Below are 18,250 nucleotides of genomic sequence, written 5' to 3'. Positions count from 1 at the left end.
CATGGAATCTTAGCGACGTGCGCGCCGCTGCGGGCGAGGTGGTGTCACGCCGTCTGCGAGTCGGCGTGTCCACACAAGAAACGCGGTGTGCGCGTTCATGCGGTGTTCTGGTCGAGTTGCCAGCCCTTCGACCTTCCACTCGCGTAGCAGCGTCTCCCACGCGCGTGGCTCAGTGAAGCATTTGGCTTCCTGAATGCCTTCCATAATGTTCATCAGCTGCGGGACAGTTGCCACATACGTCATGAAGACACCGCCCGGGATCAACACGTTTTTGACGGTGTCGATGAAGTGCCACGGTTCAACCATGTCCAAGATAACGCGGTCAACAGGTCCGCCAAGGTCTTCTTGAGTGACTTCACCGAAGTCGCCCAAACGCGGGGTCCACCAATCAGGACGTCCGTTGAAGTAGTCTTCGACGTTATCCTTCGCGAACTGCAGGTGGTCATCGCGGATCTCATAAGAAAAGACATGACCTTCGGGGCCAACAGCGCGTAAGAGAGACATCGTGAGGGCGCCGGAACCTGCACCGGCTTCAAGCACCCGTGCCCCCATGAAGATGTCGCCCTCAACGAGGATCTGTGCGGCATCCTTCGGGTAAATAACTGCCGCGCCACGTGGCATCGACAGCACGTGGTCGACTAGTAGGTGTCTGAAGCATAGATAATCTGCGCCGAGGGTGGACTTCACCACAGACCCTTCGTCAGCGCCGATGATGTCGTCGTGGCTGACAATCCCCTTATGCGAGTGGAACTGACCACCCTCGACGAGATGGATAGTAAAATGGCGACGTTTTGCGTCCGTGAGTTGAACTTTATCGCCAACGCGAAATGGGCCTGAGTACATGACGTTCAGTATGCCTTACGCACTTGCTTGAGTATAAAAAGCGCGGAGGGCCTCGACGAACCACTTTATGTCCTCCACCCCGCACATCTCACGGGCCGAGTGCATCGACAACAGCGGAACTCCAACGTCAACGGTAGGGATGCCAAGGCGCGTTGCGGCGATTGGGCCGATCGTCGACCCACAAGGTACATCGTTGTTTCCGACGAACACCTGGTTCGGTACATTCGCTGCCTCGCAAGCACGGACCCACATCGCTTCAGTTACTGCGTCGGAAGCATAGCGTTGGTTCGCGTTGACTTTAAGCACCGGACCAGCATTCAGTAGTGGTCGGTGTGACGGGTCATGCTTCGTCGAATAGTTCGGGTGCACCGCATGGGCCGCGTCCGCCGAAACCATCGAAGACCGCGCACAAAGACTGAGGAAGTCCTCGACCTCGAGGCCCGTCGCGATCCGTCGAAGGTAGCGCTCGAGAAGAGGGCCAGCTGCACCGGTCGGTGAGTTCGAGCCAACCTCTTCGTGGTTGAACGCGACGAGAACCAATACATCGGAATGCGTTGCCGCACGTTGGGCTTCAATCAGCGCTTCCAGGCTGGCCCACACGCTTGAAAGGTTGTCCAGCCTGCCTGCCATCAGCATGTCACCAACGACTGCCCCCTCCTGCGTGTCCACCGAGATCAGTTCATGTGCAACTATCTGTTCACCGTCGAGCCCAATCTGCTCAGCGATGATTTCCAGCAGCGGGCGATCCACGCCTAGCACCGGCTGCGTGTGTTGCTGGCGCTCAACAGGAGGCGTGTCTGCCCTGTAAAGGTGAATCGCAAGATTCGGAACCCGAGCTATAGGGCCGGTATATGCCAAGTGGGCCTTCCCGCTCGAGTCGACCACACGCCCCGCAAACGCAAGGTCCCTGTCGAACCAACTCTGCAGAATCGGGCCCCCGTAGACCTCAACCGCAACTTGGCGAGCCCCCTCTCCCACCACGTCTGGATTCGGCTTCACCATGAGCCCCGGGGAATCTGTATGGGACCCAAGGATCCGGAACCTGCTGGAAGTCGGGTCGAAGCTTTCAGGAACCCACCATGCCACAACCGCGCCGCCCTCTACAGCCACGTGGCCACCTGGAGCAGCCGGAGATGCACCGGTGGTGGCGTCGTCAAGAAAACCTTGCTCGATGAGTGTCGCGCGGACAGACTCTGCTGCGTGAAACGCACTCGGGCTCTCATTCAGGAATCGAAGAAACGAATCGATCGATGTAGTCATAGATGTGAGTCTAGCTCGAGAAAACCACTAGGATAGAACGCCTATGAACGCCAAACCCTTAGCCCTGTCCCCCTCACGTGCCTCCGACTATCAACAATGCCCGCTGCTCTATAGACTCCGGGCAATCGACAAGATTGAGGAGCCAAAGACCGAAGCTCAAGTTAAAGGCACCCTCGTGCATGCCGTACTAGAAGAACTATTCGCGCTGCAACGAGACCAACGCACCTACCCGGCAGCAGTCAAACTCATCGTGCCAGCGTGGCGCAAGATGTGCGAGCAAGACCCAAATGTCGCTGAGCCCATCCAGGACGAAAAGACACTCTTTATCGACGCCCGCACGCTTCTCCGAGGGTACTTTCAGATGGAAAACCCACTCGGCTTCGATGCCCATGAGCAAGAAATGTATGTGAATACTGTCTTGCCCAACGGCGTACCGGTACGCGGTTTTATCGACCGCGTTGACATCGCGCCTACAGGTGAAATTAGAGTCGTTGACTACAAGACTGGAAAGAAGCCACTGCCTCGATATTCGCACGACGCAAAATTCCAGATGCGCTTTTATGCGTTGGTTTACTGGAGGCTTTTCAACGAGATACCGACTCAGCTCCGTCTGATGTACCTGAAAGTCGCTGATTCTCTCTTTCTCACCCCTTCGAGCGAAGAACTTGAGTACTTTGAACGCGACCTTGGTGAGCTGTGGGCCAAAATAACTAGAGATGGAGAAACAGGACATTTTAGACCGAAAAAGTCCAGACTCTGCGATTGGTGCGCATTTCAGTCATACTGCCCTGAGTTCGGCGGGACTCCGCCGCTCTACCCGGGATGGCCCGGGTCCGCCGCGGAAAATCAGTAGTCACCGCAACGGACATAATCACGAAAGGGATTAAAACAGGCCCTTGATGGCGCCACTGGAATCGACGTCGATGTTGTTCGCAGCTGGCTTTTTCGGCAAACCAGGCATGGTCATAACAGCACCCGTGAGAGCGAGAACAAACCCGGCGCCCGTTCGAGGAATGAGCTGACGCACGTGCAGTGTGTGTCCCTCGGGCGCGCCAAGCCGCGACGGGTCATCGCTGAACGAGTACTGTGTCTTCGAAATGCAGACCGGTAGCGCATCTGCTCCACTCGCGCGCAGGCTTTCAAGGTCCTTCCTCGCAGCATCCGAGTACTGCACATCAGCAGCGCGGTACACTTCGCGAGCGATCGTCGCAATCGAGTGCTCGATGCCCTCTTCAGGGTTGTACAGGGAAGCAGACGCGCCATCAACCAAGTTGTCCAGCAACGTGTTGGCGAGCGCCTCAGCGCCTTTGCCGCCATGCGCCCATACTTCGGCTTCTTCCAACGCAACGTTGAAGTCCCGCGCCCATTTCGCCATCCATTCGCGCTCGGAGGCGGTATCGGACGTGAAGAGGTTCAGCGCAACAACTGGGCGCACTCCGAACTTACGCAGGTTTTCGACGTGGCGTTCAAGGTTTACAATGCCCTTTGCTAATGCGTCCAAGTTCTCTGATTTGAGATCTGAACGATCAACGCCGCCGTTGTACTTAATAGAACGGATGGTAGCCACGACGACCGCCCCCGCCACATCGAGGTTGCCGTAGTGAGCCTTGATATCAAAGAACTTTTCCGCGCCGAGATCTGCCCCAAAGCCCGCCTCCGTGAATACATAGTCAGCACATTGCTGAGCCGTCTTCGTGGCGATCAGAGTATTGCAGCCGTGAGCGATGTTCGCGAACGGGCCACCGTGAATGAATGCAGGCGTCTCGCCCATCGTTTGCACGAGATTCGGCTTGAGCGCGTCTTTTAGCAGTGCTGTCATAGCACCAGCCGCATTAAGCTGCCCCGCTGTTACTGGTTCTCGATCATAGGTGAACCCGACCGTGATATTAGCGAGGCGCTCATGCAGATCCTCGAGATCATGTGCAAGGCCAAGGATAGCCATAATTTCCGAGGCAGCCGTGATTGTAAAACCAGTTTCGGTAGGCACACCATGAGCGGGACCACCGAGACCCGTGACAACATTTCGTAGCGAACGATCATTCACATCGAGGCACCGCTGCCAGGTAATACGTCGCGGATCGATGTTGAGCTCGTTGCCTTGGTGGATGTGGTTGTCAATCATCGCGGCCAATGTATTGTTCGCACTCGTGATCGCGTGGAAGTCACCGGTGAAGTGCAGGTTGATGTTCTCCATTGGCACCACCTGGGAGTAACCGCCACCTGCAGCACCCCCCTTTAACCCCATTACTGGGCCGAGTGACGGCTCACGCAGAGCAACGATTGCGCTTTTACCAAGGCGGGTGAACGCATCTGTGAGGCCGATCAGCGTGGTGGACTTACCCTCCCCCGCGGGAGTCGGGGAAACACCAGTGACGAGGATGATCTTACCTGCCTTGTCTTTTTTGAGCAGTGCAGGGTCAACCTTTGCCATGTACTTCCCATAGGGAATCAAAGCTTCTTCAGGGATACCGGCCCTGGAAGCAATAGTGGAGATCGGTTCAAGCTTATGAGCTTGAGCGATCTCCACATCTGTTAAAACTTCGGACTTGGGGCTGTCATGCTGCTGTGTAGACATGCCCCTAGTTTAGCTCTAAATGAGCACCGCCCCAATGAGGTAACCGAGGACCACCGACACCGCGATGCAAACAATACCCGGCAGGATGAACGGGTGATCGAAAACGTACTTGCCAATTCTGGTCGAGCCAGTATCGTCCATCTCCACTGCAGCAAGCAGGGTTGGGTAGGTAGGCAGCACGAACAGCGCAGACACTGCAGGGAACGCCGCAACAGCGGTCAGTGGGCTGACACCAATTGCAAGGGCCGCAGGGATAAGGGCCTTTGCGGTGGCAGCCTGCGAGTAGAGCAGCGATGCGGCAAAGAACAGAACGACTGCTAGCAGCCATGGTTGTGCTGTAAGGACGTCACCAGCGATGTTCTGAATGTCCTCGATGTAGTGGTTAATGAAGGTCGTACCTAGCCATGCAACACCAAGAACACAGACAGAAGCGGACATACCGGAGCGGAACACCTGAGTGTTCAGGACCTCAGCAGCACGCGACTTCGTGATAAGCAGGATTGCGGCAGCTGCCGAAAGCATGATCGCCATAATCGCTTCGTTACGTGGGACAGTCGGGTTCTCGATCAGACCAATCTGATCAGAGATGATGGTCGCGTAGAGCATGACGATAACGATCGCGACGAGGAAGATCCACACGGAGGCCTTCGCGCCATCCTTAGGTTTGTAGCTGTCTGATGTGGTGCTCGACTTTGCTACGAGACCGTCTGCGAGGCGGCGTTGGTACACCTCGTCATCAACAAGGTTTTTACCAAGCTTGTTCGAAACCCAAGCGGTTGGGAAAATCGCAAGGAACGTTGCTGGAATCATCACACCGAGCAGTTGCAGGTATCCAACGCCAAGGGGCTCCAGCACCGAAGCCATGAAGACGACTGCCGCCGAAATCGGCGAGGCAACAATTGCCATCTGCGAGGCGATAACCGCGACTGAGAGCGGACGGGATGGGCGAACTTCGCCTTCCTTCGCCACCTCGACGATGACCGGAAGAGTCGAAAACGCAGTGTGGCCGGTACCTGCAAGTACGGTCATCAACCACGTAACGATTGGCGCGTATACCGTCACGCGCTTTGGATTGCGACGCAGGAATTTCTCGGCGAGGTAGACAAGGTAATCCATGCCTCCCGCCAGTTGCATCGCGGAAATCGCAGCAATCACACACATGATGATGCCGATGACATCGAATGGGATGTCATCGGCGGTAACAGACATGCCAGTGACGCCGAGAAGTAAAACGCCAAGGCCACCGGCAAAGCCGATAGCAATGGATCCCATCCGGGCACCGAGAACGATGGCGCCGAACAGGATAATGAGTTGTATCACAAGTAACACAGGAACTCCCCTGACTCGGTCGAATTAGTATTCGTTTTCTATTATCGCACTTAAAGGCGATAACTACCGAATCAGGGGAGTGTGAGATTTACTACTTTTGGTTGACTAGTCTTCGTCGAAGAACTCGCCGCGGTACTCAGGGTGCATCAGGTTATCCTTGCCGAGGACAACCTTGAGCTCTTCCTCCGTAATGAGGCCACGCTCGAGCACCAGATCCCGGACGCTCTTACCAGTGGCAGCAGCCTCCTTGCCAATGACGTCACCATTGTGGTGGCCAATCACTGGGTTGAGGTAGGTGATGATGCCGATGGAGTTGTTAACGTAACCTTCACACACGTCCTTATTCGCGGTGATGTCGACGATGCACTTCTCGCGCAGCGTACGGGCTGCGTTGGTGAGGAGGCGGATCGAGTTGAACAGTGCCTCTGCAACAACAGGCTCCATCACGTTGAGCTGGAGCTGACCGGCCTCAGATGCGGTAAGGACAGCAACGTCGTTACCGAAGACCTTGAAGCAAACCTGGTTTACAACCTCTGGGATGACCGGGTTCACCTTTGCCGGCATAATCGAGGAGCCTGCCTGCATCTCGGGCAGATTAATCTCGTTCAGGCCAGCGCGTGGTCCGGAGGATAGCAGACGAAGGTCGTTGCAGACCTTCGAGATCTTCATCGCCGCGCGCTTCAGTGCGGAGTGCAACCATACATAGTCGCCAGTGTCAGACGTTGCCTCGATCAGGTTTGGTGCACCCTTGATGTCAAGGTCCGTGACCTCGGCCAGCGCCTCAACAATCTTCTTCCGGTAGCCGTCAGGCGTGTTCAGCTCAGTACCGATCGCAGTTGCGCCAAGGTTTACAGTCAACAGCGCCTCAGCTGCGGACTTGATGACGTCAAGCTCCTCACCAATGAGCGTGCCGAAGCCGGCGAACTCCTGGCCGAGCGTCATCGGGACTGCGTCCTGAAGCTGGGTGCGACCCATCTTGATGACGTCGTCGAACTCTTCACCCTTGGCGTCGAGTGCCTTGGTCAGTTCTTCGAGCTCAGTGAGCAGCCCCTGCACTGCGTAGTACAGGCCGAGACGCAGACCGGTTGGGTATGCATCGTTGGTGGACTGGGACATGTTGACGTCATCGTTCGGGTTGATGACGTCGTACTTGCCCTTTTCCTCCCCGAGGACTTCGAGCGCGAGGTTGGCAACGACCTCGTTGGTGTTCATGTTCAGGGAGGTGCCAGCGCCACCCTGGAATTGGTCGATTGGGAACTGGTCCATGCAGCGACCATTGACGAGAATCTCGTCGCAGGCCTTGACGATCGCGTCTGCCTTCTTCTTTGGCAGTACGCGCAGGCGGTTGTTGGCCAGTGCTGTGGCTTTCTTCACCTCCACCATGCCCCGAATGAACTCTGGCAGGTCATTGATTGTCTGCCCAGAGATCGGGAAGTTGTGAACGGCGCGCAGGGTGTGGATGCCGTAGTAGACGTCGGAGGGCACTTCGAGTGTGCCAAGCAGATCTTCTTCAATGCGATTACTCATGGTTCTGATTGTACGCAAAATGAGCGAGATGCAACTTTTGGACTACTGATACCACCCTATTATTAGGGATAGGGAGGGGTTATCGGTGCTTAATTGAAAATCTATAGGCGGGCAATGCGCAGCTGAGTGGCTAAAATAGCCTCCGCACCAATCTCCGAAAGTGCATCCATCACGGCATTTGCCTGCGTTCGCGGGACCATTGCACGCACCGCTACCCAGTTTTCACGCGAAAGCGGAGAAACTGTCGGGCCGGTCATGCCAGGGGTCAGTTCGCTCGCCTTGTCGAGGTTGTCCCGACACACGTTGTAATCGAGCATCAGGAAGTTTTCTGCATTCAAAATGCCGCGGATGCGTTGTAACACGACCTCATGATTGCTCGTCAGCGCCGCACCCTTTCGCTTGATAACGACGGCTTCGCTGGCAAGAATTGGGTCCCCGAACGGAGCCAACCCATGTTGCCTCAACGTGGTCCCCGTGGAAACGACGTCTGCAATAACGTCGGCGACGCCAAGCTTGATAGAGATTTCGACGGCTCCGTCGAGCTCGACGACTTCCTTTGGCGTGATTCCCAACTCATTGAGGTAATCCACGACCAGATGTGGGTACGAAGTAGCGATCCGCTTCCCCTCCAGATCAGGCACCGTCCATGTTTCGTACCGTGGAGCCGCAAATCGGAAAGTGGATGCGCCGAAACCTAACGGCAGCACCTCTTTTACCTCCGCGTGAGAGTTGAGCGCCAGGTCGCGCCCCGTGATGCCAAGATCAAGGTGGCCTTGGGCGACATAAATTGCGATATCGTTTGGGCGGAGGAAGAAGAACTCAATCCCGTTCTCCTCATCCAGGATATTCAGCGCCTTCGATGCGCCTCTCCCCTTGTATCCAGCCTCTTTGAGGATTTGGAGAGCCTTTTCAGACAAGGAGCCTTTGTTGGGAACCGCAAACTTAATCATCAGCGTAGTCCTTAGAGGTATTTGTAAATGTCGTCCGGGGTAAGCCCACGCTGCAGCATCATTACCTGGGTCCAGTACATGAGCTGACTCATCTCTTCGGCTAGCTCGTCATCGGACTGATACTCAGCCGCGATCCACACTTCACCAGCTTCTTCGATGATTTTCTTCCCAATGAAATGGGCGCCTTTCTCCAACGCCTGTACCGTGCTTGAATCCGGGCGCTTAGAGATTGCGGTTTCGGTGAGCTGAGCAAAAAGTTGATCGAAGTCTTTCACGCACAACACCTTAGCGGAAAACCCAGTGGTGTGAGCGCGCTTTAAGCCATTGTGTACCACGTCGCAACATCATGTATCGATGCTTCCTGCAAATCGGAAAACGTGATCTTCTTGACCGGACTTGGAACGGTATCTGCTAGCCCGAGGACGCGCGTACCTGCTTCTACCGCTGCTTGCATACCGTCTTGAGAGTCCTCAATAACAATGCAGTGCCGAGCCTCTGCCCCTACTAAACGTGCTGCTTCCAGGTATATATCAGGAGATGGTTTTGGGCTCGAAACCTCATCGCCCGTTACTGTTGCCTGAAAGTAGTCCTCATCGATGAAATCAATGCAGGTTTGAGCGAGCGCGCGCTCTGTATTTGTCGCAATCGCCATTGGAATGCCGCTGCTCTTTAGCATCCTGAGCATGTGAGGGACGCCAGGGTTGAGCTCAAATCCTTGCGAAAAAAGCTGCTTCATTCGGTTCTGCATCCATTGCTTCAGCCGCTCGGTGTCTCCAGGCTGCAACGTGTGCCCCGTCCAATTCGTAATGATTTGGAGGGCGGCGGGAAAACTAACGCCTTCAGCTTTCTGACGCTCCTCTGGAGAAAGCCGCTTGCCTAAAAGCTCGGAGAGCTCGAACGTCGCCTACTCCCAAAGTGGCTCCGTATTGATGAGCGTACCATCCATATCCCAAAGCACTGCTTGAGGGATGCAAATCCTACTCACGATCGAATAGCCCCTGCACGGTAGATGGATCGGCGCCGAGTTGTGCAGCAACCTTCGCGAACAGCCCTTCAATATCCGCCATTTCCTCCGGCTCAAGCACTGCGTACTGATGCTTTGCGTTGAACTCATTCAGGTTGGACCTGAGACCAGTGAAGAGGTCTTCGATGGTGGCGTCGTCGACTGGCTGAGCGACGAGCGAAGCGGTGTCAAGAAAGATCTCAAGGATCTGTTTGAGCTCAGGCAGCACTGCAGAATCGAAGGGGGGCTCCCAGAGTGCAAGGTCCTGCTCTTGCAGATACTCGCCCGTCGCAAAGATTCTTAGGTTGTCGATGAATTCGTCAACATCCGGTTGGAAAACCCTGCGGAGATTATGCATCGCAGTTCCCCACCTTTACCCCTAAGAGACCATCGATTGCTTGTCGAAGTCGGCCGTCAAAGTCACCAGTGGCGGCGTCGATAATTCGGAGCGCAGCTGGCGTGTCGAGGTCGTTGGCAAGTGCTTGGCGCAAATCCTGGATGGTTTGCTCCACCTGTGAAGGCTCCTCTGTCTGGCGGAGCATCTTGCCCCATTCGCTTAGTCGACGTTCAGCCTGTTCAAGCACCTCGTAGGAAAAATCACGGTCTTGACGGTAATGGCCAGAGAACACAGCGAGGCGGATTGCGGAAGCGGGATGGCCTTGTTCTGTCAGCTTGTGAACAAAGACCAAATTGCCGAGAGATTTCGACATCTTCACTCCGTCAAGCGCGATCATGCCTGTGTGCACGTAGTGATGAGCCATCCGAGGTACGCCTGAAGCCGCCTCAGCATGGGCTGCGGAAAACTCGTGGTGTGGGAATGCAAGGTCAGACCCACCACCTTGGATTGCGAATGGCAGGCCAAGCCGATTAGCCGCAATGGCGGAACACTCCACGTGCCACCCTGGGCGACCTGGGCCGAACGGTGATTCCCATGCTGGTTCCCCTTCGCGGTGCCCACGCCACAACAGCGCATCGAGGGGGTCGCGCTTCCCCTCGCGATCGGGATCCCCTCCGCGTTCAGCAAAAAAGTGCTCCATCTGCTCACGAGTCATGTTTGACTCGTAGCCGAACTGCTTCGTCGCTGTAATGTCAGCATAAATATCGCCGTGGTCAACCTTGTAGGCTGCCCCGACGTCGAGGAGACACTTCACCATGTCGATCACTTCGCCAACTGTCTCCATAGCGCCAACGTAATCCTGCGGAGGGATGACGGACAGCACCTCCATGTCGCTACGGAAGAGGTTGATCTGCTCGGTTCCCAGCTCGCGCCAGTCCACGCCATCTCGCTCTGCACGCTCAAACAGCGGATCATCGACATCAGTGATGTTCTGCACGTAATGAACATCGTGGCCATTGGCAAGCAACTGACGATAAATCAGGTCAAAGGAAAGGTAAGTAGCCGCGTGTCCAAGATGAGTGGAGTCGTATGGCGTAATGCCACAGACATACAGCCCCACCTTTCCGGACTGATTCGGCGTCGTGTCAATGGGTTTTACCACTCCATCAGCGGTGTCGAACAGAGACAGGGGCACAGGAGTACCAGAAACAGCAGGAACAACAGGTTGTGGCCAAGAATGCATAGTGACCACCATACCGTGACATTGCGCTTATGCACGGTTCCCGGTAGACAGGCCTAAGCGCCATTAAACCGGTTGCATAACTCCCGTCGCGAGCAGCAACATCACGATAACGCCGAGAGGAATACGGTAGGCGGCGAACCACGAAAACGAGTGGTGAGACACGAACTTCAATAGCCACGCAATTGAGGCGTACCCCAGAACAAACGCGGTACCACTGCCAATAAGCAGCTGAAGTCCAGTAGCAGCCTGTCCTGCTTGCGGATCGAACGCATCAGGCAGCGAAAAAATACCCGAAGCAAGGACTGCCGGGATGGCGAGCAGGAATGAGAAGCGAGTCGCGACTTCTCGCTCGAGGTTCAAAAATAAGCCACCAGAAATCGTGCCACCGGAACGCGAAACACCGGGTATGAGTGCCAAACATTGCCACAGACCCATTACTAGCGCATCTTTGATCGTGAGCTGATCGAAGCTGCGCTTTTTTGTCCCCGTTCGTTCGGCGAGAATAAACACGAGCGAAAACAGGATCAAAACCGTTGCGGTAATCCAGAGGTTTCGGAAATTCTCGCGTATGAGATCTTTCAACGCGAAACCGAGCACGCCGACAGGTATCGTGCCGACGATGACCATCCAGCCCATCCGGTAATCGAACCCGCGCTTGGTTTTATCGAAAAGGCCCACGCACCAACCGGAAAGGAATCTCCAGATGTCTTTCGCGAAGAAGACTAGGACGGCAAGTTCGGTACCAAGCTGAATCACTGCGGTAAAGCTCGCGCCGGCATCCGCTCCCCATAAGAGTTCGGAAACGATTCGGAGATGGCCAGAAGACGAAACTGGAAGAAACTCGGTTAAACCCTGGACAACCGAGAGGACTATCACTTGTCCCCACGACATCGACTCTGCTAACTGGGACGTGGCAATCATGTTGCAAAACTCTACCCGTGCAAAGTCAAAACCCCACATGGAGACAGCATTGATAAGGTTGACCTCTGTGAGAACAAAAATACAAGTCGCCTCGATGGTGCCAATTACTATCGCTGCCCTGGCGGTTGCGGCGTGCACACCTGATGTTGTTGATCCGAACGATGCCATAAACATGGGAAGTGCCGAGCCCGTAGCATCTCCCCCGTCAGAGCACCCAGATGGCCAGCTCCTGCAATTTGGCCAGATTTTCGATGTGGACCAGACGGATGACCTAATCGCTGTGCGAACACCTGACGCCCTCGTCGTGGGGAGCCTCGAGCAGTTTAAAGACAATCGCACGCAGAAGTTCGAGATGGGCACAAACTGTGGTGACGTCTCAGCAAACGCAGGGCATTTCGCGGTAGGTTGCGGAGACTATATCGCTCTTATCGATAGCGAAGGCCTGCGCAAACTTGCCACCGATATGGCCGTAAGTGCAGCTACTGTTACATCAGGCGGTGACATACTCGCGGGAAGCAACAGCACCAAATCGGTATGGCTGTACAGCAACGGTGAATTCAAGAAAGAGTTTTCAGTTGCAAGAGAAACCGATCAACTACAAGCTGTTCCCGTCGACGATGGCGCGGATTCCGTAGTGCGCGTCAATAAGTTCGATACCACTATCCAGGACCTTGACTGGGGAACTGGACGTCAGGGGGCAACGTTGCGCGCTGGTCTGGGCGTGGGCAAAGTGTCAGCTGGTGAGCACGGGTTGGTGCTCGCTGCGGATGCAACTGGAAACCAGCTTCTCGTATATACCACCAACGACGTCATTCGGCTCCAGCAGAGCGCTCCCGTGCCAAGTGGAGCCTGGGATGTCGCGTGGGACAGCGCAAACCAACTAGCCTGGGTCACCTCAACAGCGGAGAACCTTGCAACCGCCTATGACATTTCCCACGGTGTGCCTGTTGAGCGTGCCCAGGTGAGTACAGTTTCAGATGCGCAGAGCATTGCGTCGCTTTCAGACGGAACCCTGCTCATAGGTTCTGCGTCAGGCAATGGACTACAAATCATTTCACCCGTAGACAGTGAGGCCGAGTAGATATGAAACAACGTAATTTGTACGACACAGCGTATGGGCTTGCTCTTCGGGCAATGTTTAAGATCCCGCCGGAGCGTATTCACGACATCATCATGGGTGGACTCAAAGTGCTGCAGCGACTCACTCCAGTGAGCCGCGCAATGACTCGCGTCGTCCGCGTCGACGGCACACCTCTTGAACAGGAGCTTTTTAGCATCCGCTTTCCCGCTCCGGTTGGTCTCGCGGCAGGGTTCGATAAGAACGCCGAAGCTCCGGACACATGGTCTGCAGTAGGGTTCGGCTACGCAGAGCTCGGGACGGTGACGCCCAAGTCCCAGCCAGGTAATGAACGACCACGGCTCTATCGACTGCCGAAAGACAAAGCGATTTTGAACCGTATGGGCTTCAACAACGATGGAGCGTTGCGAATCGCTGAGCGCCTGCGCGGACGGAAGACATCCGAAATCGTCGGTATAAACATTGGAAAGAACAAGCTCTCGGAGGACGCCGTTGGAGACTACCGCGCTACAGCAACAGTGCTTGGACCACTTGCAGACTACCTAGTGGTCAACGTTTCCTCCCCCAACACCCCAGGGCTACGTAATCTGCAATCAGTCGAGTCACTGAAACCGATCCTCGAAGTAGTTACAGCAGCCACGACAACACCAGTACTAGTCAAGATTGCCCCCGACCTCAGCGACGAGGACATCGATGCCGTTGCAGACCTTGCTGTGGAAATGAACTTGGCAGGCATTGTCGCAACCAATACCACCATTTCTCGAGAGGGGCTGCAGACGGATGCAGCCGAGGTCGCAGCCATGGGTGCCGGTGGCATTTCAGGTGCACCATTGAATGAGCGCGCACTCGAGGTTTTACGACGCCTCCACGCGCGGGTCGGTGGCAAACTCGTTCTAGTGAGCTCGGGCGGTATTTCGACGCCAGAACAAGCCTGGGAGCGCATAACGTCCGGTGCGAGTCTCCTCCAGGGATATACGCCGTTCATTTACGGTGGTCCGGGCTGGATTTATCGGATCCATAAAGGTCTGAAGGCGCAGCTTGAAGCTCACGGACTGAGCAATATCACGGACGCCGTTGGTTCTGAGCTGCCTTGGATAGGTGCATTGAACCGCTAATCTAGCGAGGCTGATTCGGCACTTGTACTGGCGATTTGCATCTTGGTTCAGCGTCCCTCTATAGTAGTGCAAGTGCCCAGCCGAGAGGTTGAAAACAAAACACCCGGCCCGGGTGGCGGAATGGCAGACGCGCTAGCTTGAGGTGCTAGTGTCCTATTAACGGACGTGGGGGTTCAAGTCCCCCTCCGGGCACAGTGACCGGCTTCCGAGAGGAAGCCGGTTTTTCTTATCTACATCACAAGCGAGGAGCAAACAGATGCGCCAACAATCACCGCTCCGCGTAATGATATTCCTGGTGCTTTTCGCTGTAGCGCTGTGGGTATGGCGGTTCTTCGAAGTGCCTTCACTATCAACATTTCGACAGTGGGCGGATAGTACGGGTGTCTGGTTCCCCATCGTGTTTTGGCTACTCTACGTTCTGATTACCCAATTCCCGATTCCCCGCACATTGCTAACAGTTTCTTCCGGCGTACTTTTTGGAGGATGGTTTGGGATCCTCCTCGCAATCACCGCGACCACGGTTTCAGCAGGCCTATCGCTCACTGTTGTTCGCTTTCTGCTTCGAGATTGGGTTGAAAGCAAAATATCTCACCCGAAGCTGCATATGATCAATGAGCGTTTGGAACAGCGAGGATGGCTGGCAGTGATGAGTTTGCGGCTCATTCCCGGGATCCCCTTCTCGGTCATGAATTACGCCTCTGCGCTGAGCCGCGTTCGACTGTTACCGTTTATGGGTGCGACGTTGATTGGTTCCACGCCCAATACAATTCTGGTTGCTTTGTTCGGCGATACCCTGAGCAATCAAGCCAACCCGATACTAATTGCCGCGGTATTCGGTCTGTCTGTGCTGGGCGTGACCGGTCTCGTCATCGACGCGAGGCACCCCGCGCAAAGGCGTCAAGAAGAAAAGTAAAGGCTGCGCCATGTACTTTCGCGATGCGCGCTAGTATGAACGCATGATTGCTGTGCATGCACGCTACCGTGGACGCGAAAAAGGGCGTGCCGCGTTCGTGGAGTCTTCGGCCCATGCGCTTTCTACGCTCCCGGGTGTTTCGCCATTTGAAATCGTGGGCGTTGAAGATATCCGAGCAACTGTCAATGGGCCAGAGACCGCGCTGAACCTCATCATGGCGTTATTGTCAGACGGAAATTGGGCGATCGGCCTCGGGATCACGCGCAAGCGTCGAGCAGAGTTTGCCGCGACTGAAGCCGTCGGTACTCGTGCGGCTCAAGTTAATGTCATCACCGACGCGACAGCAGCATACACCGAGGCGGAGGATATTTCTGCAACATTTGCTCTGCTTGCCTATATTTTGCATAAGCGAACGATTGAAGGTCGTGAAGCCACAGCGCTCGTACGCTCCGGATTGAACCAGAACGAAGCTGCGGCTGAACTGGGTATATCGAAGCAAGCCATGAGCCAGCGCCTGCAAGCGGCCGGGTGGCAGGCTGAGCAGGCAGGCTGGAAACTTGCGCTACATCTTATTCGTCGCGCGACTCAATAGCTTTGTATTCGTCCGGTTTCGCGAACTGTGGCGCCTCGGTCTGTGCCCTACCGCCGTCGAAAGCGTTCGTCGGGTCGGGGTCATCCACATGTTTATTTGCGACTGCACGTGCCTCCGCCAGCGCGCGAGCAAGCTCAGGGTCAGTAGAAGTGTCAAACCACTGATCGGTACTGTCATCTTCGCCAGCCATCGCGCGGGTTTCTGAATCCGCGCGCTGTGGCTCATACCGGAAAACACCATCGCTGTCTTTGCCAGCGAACGCCTTGGCAAACTGCTCCAGCGAATCGCCAAAGCTATTCGGGATCATCCACATAGTAGACGCTTCATTCGCTGCGATCTTTGGAAGTTTCTCGAGGTATTGATACGCGAGCATCTCCGGAGTAACTTCAGAAGACTTGATTGCAGCGTTGACCTTCTGGATAGCTCGAGCCTCGCCCTGTGACTCAAGGTATTTGGCAGCTCGTTCGCCTTCTGCTCGCAAAATCATTGCCTGGCGTTCGGCTTCTGCGGCAAGAATTGCAGCGTGCTTTTCACCTTCAGCTGAAAGGATGCGGGCCTGCTTTTCGCCTTCTGCGGTCTTGATATCTGATTCCCGCTTACCTTCAGCCGTAAGAATCATTGCGCGCTTTTCGCGGTCAGCTTTCATCTGCATCTCCATCGACTGCTGAATCGATGGTGGCGGATCAATTGCTTTCAGTTCAACACGGCTGATTCGAAGCCCCCACTTGGCCGTGGCCGCATCGAGTTCACCTCTGAGCCGCCTGTTGATAGTTTCCCGAGAAGTCAACGTCTCCTCTAGCGTCATACCGCCAACGACATCACGCAGTGTTGCGACGGAAATCTGTTCAACGCCGACCAAATAGTTATCGACACCGTAGATGGCCTTCGCTGGATCATTGATCTGAAATGTAACGACGATATCGATTGCGACTGTGAGGTTGTCCTGCGTGATTACCGCTTGGGGCGGGAACGAAACGACTCTCTCGCGTGTATCAACGCGTGCCCGCACTCGATCAATGAACGGTACGAGTAACGTCAATCCCCCGGAAACAGTCCTAGTGTAGGATCCAAGACGTTCAATGACTGCTGACTCACCTTGCGGGATAAGCTTCACAGATGCGAGCAACACCGCGATTGCCAAGACGAGCAGCAGCCCTAGTATTACCAAGGCCATTATGGCGACTCCTTCCATACGACCGCTATCGGGCCATCAATATCCGAAACAATGACTGTGGAACCAGGCTTAATGGTGTGGCTGGGATCGATTGCTCGCGCGGACCAAAGCGATCCGTCCAATTGAATCTGCCCGCTGTCCGGTGTTATCTCCTCAACAACCTGTGCCGTTGCGCCAATGAGTGACGGCCCCAATTCGCCTATCGCAGATGAACGACGAAGGCGCCGGTGCAGATACGGCCTGAGAAGAAACCAGAAGCCGGCCGAAGCAACGATAAACGCCCCGATTTCAGCCCCGAGAGGCACCCCGGCAAATGCGATTGCAGACGTAGTCAGTGCACCGGCCGCAATCATGAGGAAAGTAAATTCTCCGACGGCGAGTTCAGCAACTGCGAAAGCTACGGCAATGCCTAGCCAAATAAGACTACCCACGATTTCACTATACAAAAGACTCCGATTAGCAGTCTGATTTTTTCAACTGTTCGTTGGTTACAAAATCAACGAGCCTCTCAACTGCGCTAATGAGGGTCGAATCGAGGTCTCGGTAGGTTTCGACAGCGTCGTAGACTCGCCGCCAACCATCTTTTGGACTTCCCCACCCCGCACGTTGGCACACCCCGGTTTTCCAATCCTCCCCGTAAGGGATTTTCGGCCAGCTCGTTAATCCCACTTTCTCTGGCTTTACTGCTTCCCAAATGTCGATATATGGATGGCCCGTAACAAGTACATGCGGACCAACGCCCTCGACAAGCCGAGACTCTTTCGTCCCCTCGATGAGGTGGTCTGCAAGCACACCGATGCGGCGTCCGGGCCCTGGTTGGAATTCCTTGAGCCTTTCGTTCAGGTTGTCGAGCCCCTCAAGATATTCGACTACTACTCCCTCGACTTTAAGGTCGTGGCCCCATACTTTCTGAACGATTGCAGCGTCGTGAATGCCTTCCACCCAAATCCGACTTGGCTGGGCAACTTTCGCGCGAGCATTTTCAACCCTGCGGGAACCAGAATTGGAATGTGTATTCACAGGCTGCTTAGGAGCCACATAGCGATGCAAAGAGACACGCTGCCCTTCCACTTCGAACGCTCCGGGAAGCATTTTAAAAAGGCGCTGTCGTCCATGTCTGTCTTCGAGGCGAACGAAGTCGCCGTCATATGTACGTTCGAACCCAACTAACGCACCGACGAAATCGTCACCGACGATCTCGACAATGATTCCCGGTTCCGCGGGAATACTGGGGTATTCAGGTCTCCGATTGCGCGCATGGCCTCGAAAAATATCTCCACTGTAACGATTATCCGGTGTCATAGTGGCACTAGTGTATCGGTTACTATCAGTCGAATGAGTCTCCGCGCGCAAGTTTATTCACCGCTTCAAAACACTGCTGTTTGGATCG

19 protein-coding genes and 1 tRNA gene are annotated in these 18,250 nt (G+C 55.1%); 6 read left to right on the top strand and 14 right to left on the bottom strand.

Going from position 1 to position 18,250, the window contains the following annotated elements; translation table 11 throughout:
- Positions 1-9: 9 nt before the first annotated feature.
- Together BJP07_RS04795 and BJP07_RS04790 are read right to left on the bottom strand one after the other, a co-directional pair.
- Positions 10-843, bottom strand: a complete 834-nt coding sequence (locus BJP07_RS04795; protein WP_071566303.1) for a tRNA (adenine-N1)-methyltransferase — start codon at positions 841-843, stop codon at positions 10-12.
- A gap of 15 nt (positions 844-858) precedes the next feature.
- Complete coding sequence (locus BJP07_RS04790) at positions 859-2,103, bottom strand: M18 family aminopeptidase (RefSeq protein ID WP_071566302.1); 1,245 nt, start codon at positions 2,101-2,103, stop codon at positions 859-861.
- 43 nt (positions 2,104-2,146) lie between these two features.
- Between BJP07_RS04790 and BJP07_RS04785 the strand changes: the two genes are divergently transcribed.
- Entirely contained in the window at positions 2,147-2,956 is an 810-nt protein-coding gene (locus tag BJP07_RS04785; RefSeq protein WP_071566301.1) for a RecB family exonuclease, read from the top strand.
- Between the two features lie 30 nt (positions 2,957-2,986).
- Here the strand turns inward: BJP07_RS04785 and BJP07_RS04780 are convergent, their stop codons facing one another.
- The 9 genes from BJP07_RS04780 to BJP07_RS04740 form a co-directional block, all read right to left on the bottom strand.
- Positions 2,987-4,678: a formate--tetrahydrofolate ligase gene (locus tag BJP07_RS04780; RefSeq protein ID WP_071566300.1), complete on the bottom strand. Its 1,692-nt coding sequence runs from the start codon at positions 4,676-4,678 to the stop codon at positions 2,987-2,989.
- A gap of 15 nt (positions 4,679-4,693) precedes the next feature.
- Complete coding sequence (locus tag BJP07_RS04775; RefSeq protein ID WP_071566299.1) at positions 4,694-6,007, bottom strand: anaerobic C4-dicarboxylate transporter; 1,314 nt, start codon at positions 6,005-6,007, stop codon at positions 4,694-4,696.
- A 105-nt stretch (positions 6,008-6,112) separates the two neighbouring features.
- Positions 6,113-7,534 (bottom strand): aspartate ammonia-lyase, encoded by a 1,422-nt coding sequence (gene aspA, locus BJP07_RS04770; protein ID WP_071566298.1) that lies wholly within the window; start codon positions 7,532-7,534, stop codon positions 6,113-6,115.
- A 101-nt stretch (positions 7,535-7,635) separates the two neighbouring features.
- Positions 7,636-8,484: an ATP phosphoribosyltransferase gene (hisG, locus tag BJP07_RS04765; RefSeq protein ID WP_071566297.1), complete on the bottom strand. Its 849-nt coding sequence runs from the start codon at positions 8,482-8,484 to the stop codon at positions 7,636-7,638.
- An 11-nt stretch (positions 8,485-8,495) separates the two neighbouring features.
- Positions 8,496-8,759 carry a phosphoribosyl-ATP diphosphatase gene (locus BJP07_RS04760; protein ID WP_071566409.1) on the bottom strand — a complete coding sequence of 88 codons (264 nt, stop codon included), beginning with the start codon at positions 8,757-8,759 and terminating at the stop codon, positions 8,496-8,498.
- Between the two features lie 41 nt (positions 8,760-8,800).
- A complete protein-coding gene (locus tag BJP07_RS04755) occupies positions 8,801-9,292 on the bottom strand; it encodes an HAD family phosphatase (protein WP_255365926.1) in 492 nt (163 codons plus the stop codon).
- Positions 9,293-9,461: 169 nt separating this feature from the next.
- Complete coding sequence (locus BJP07_RS04750; protein ID WP_071566296.1) at positions 9,462-9,845, bottom strand: hypothetical protein; 384 nt, start codon at positions 9,843-9,845, stop codon at positions 9,462-9,464.
- Positions 9,838-11,067 carry a cysteine--1-D-myo-inosityl 2-amino-2-deoxy-alpha-D-glucopyranoside ligase gene (mshC, locus tag BJP07_RS04745; RefSeq protein ID WP_071566408.1) on the bottom strand — a complete coding sequence of 410 codons (1,230 nt, stop codon included), beginning with the start codon at positions 11,065-11,067 and terminating at the stop codon, positions 9,838-9,840. The genes BJP07_RS04750 and mshC overlap by 8 nt, the downstream gene beginning before the upstream one ends.
- 63 nt (positions 11,068-11,130) lie before the next feature.
- Entirely contained in the window at positions 11,131-11,988 is an 858-nt protein-coding gene (locus BJP07_RS04740; protein WP_071566407.1) for an undecaprenyl-diphosphate phosphatase, read from the bottom strand.
- Positions 11,989-12,025: 37 nt separating this feature from the next.
- On the opposite strand from BJP07_RS04740, the gene BJP07_RS04735 reads away from it, so the two are divergent.
- From BJP07_RS04735 to BJP07_RS04715, 5 genes are all read left to right on the top strand, one after another.
- The gene (locus BJP07_RS04735) at positions 12,026-13,069 is read left to right on the top strand and encodes a hypothetical protein (RefSeq protein ID WP_071566295.1); all 1,044 of its coding nucleotides are present in this window, start codon (positions 12,026-12,028) and stop codon (positions 13,067-13,069) included.
- A 2-nt stretch (positions 13,070-13,071) separates the two neighbouring features.
- A complete protein-coding gene (locus tag BJP07_RS04730) occupies positions 13,072-14,181 on the top strand; it encodes a quinone-dependent dihydroorotate dehydrogenase (RefSeq protein WP_071566294.1) in 1,110 nt (369 codons plus the stop codon).
- A gap of 106 nt (positions 14,182-14,287) precedes the next feature.
- Positions 14,288-14,373: transfer RNA gene (locus BJP07_RS04725), tRNA-Leu, on the top strand.
- Between the two features lie 64 nt (positions 14,374-14,437).
- Positions 14,438-15,094: a TVP38/TMEM64 family protein gene (locus tag BJP07_RS04720; RefSeq protein WP_071566293.1), complete on the top strand. Its 657-nt coding sequence runs from the start codon at positions 14,438-14,440 to the stop codon at positions 15,092-15,094.
- A gap of 43 nt (positions 15,095-15,137) precedes the next feature.
- Positions 15,138-15,686 (top strand): MarR family transcriptional regulator, encoded by a 549-nt coding sequence (locus BJP07_RS04715; protein ID WP_071566292.1) that lies wholly within the window; start codon positions 15,138-15,140, stop codon positions 15,684-15,686.
- Here the strand turns inward: BJP07_RS04715 and BJP07_RS04710 are convergent.
- The 3 genes from BJP07_RS04710 to BJP07_RS04700 are packed head-to-tail and all read right to left on the bottom strand — an operon-like array spanning position 15,664 to position 18,162.
- A complete protein-coding gene (locus BJP07_RS04710; RefSeq protein ID WP_071566291.1) occupies positions 15,664-16,860 on the bottom strand; it encodes an SPFH domain-containing protein in 1,197 nt (398 codons plus the stop codon). The two genes, BJP07_RS04715 and BJP07_RS04710, sit on opposite strands and share 23 nt — an antisense overlap.
- A complete protein-coding gene (locus tag BJP07_RS04705; RefSeq protein WP_071566406.1) occupies positions 16,860-17,291 on the bottom strand; it encodes an NfeD family protein in 432 nt (143 codons plus the stop codon). Before BJP07_RS04705 ends, BJP07_RS04710 begins: the two co-directional genes overlap by 1 nt.
- A 25-nt stretch (positions 17,292-17,316) precedes the next feature.
- The gene (locus BJP07_RS04700; protein ID WP_071566290.1) at positions 17,317-18,162 is read right to left on the bottom strand and encodes a DUF3097 domain-containing protein; all 846 of its coding nucleotides are present in this window, start codon (positions 18,160-18,162) and stop codon (positions 17,317-17,319) included.
- Positions 18,163-18,250: the final 88 nt, after the last annotated feature.

The organism is Corynebacterium sp. NML130628 (assembly GCF_001875665.1).
Lineage (GTDB): Bacteria > Actinomycetota > Actinomycetes > Mycobacteriales > Mycobacteriaceae > Corynebacterium.
The sequence above is the reverse complement of the archived record's forward strand: the minus strand, read 5'-3'. Positions and strand labels throughout refer to the sequence as shown.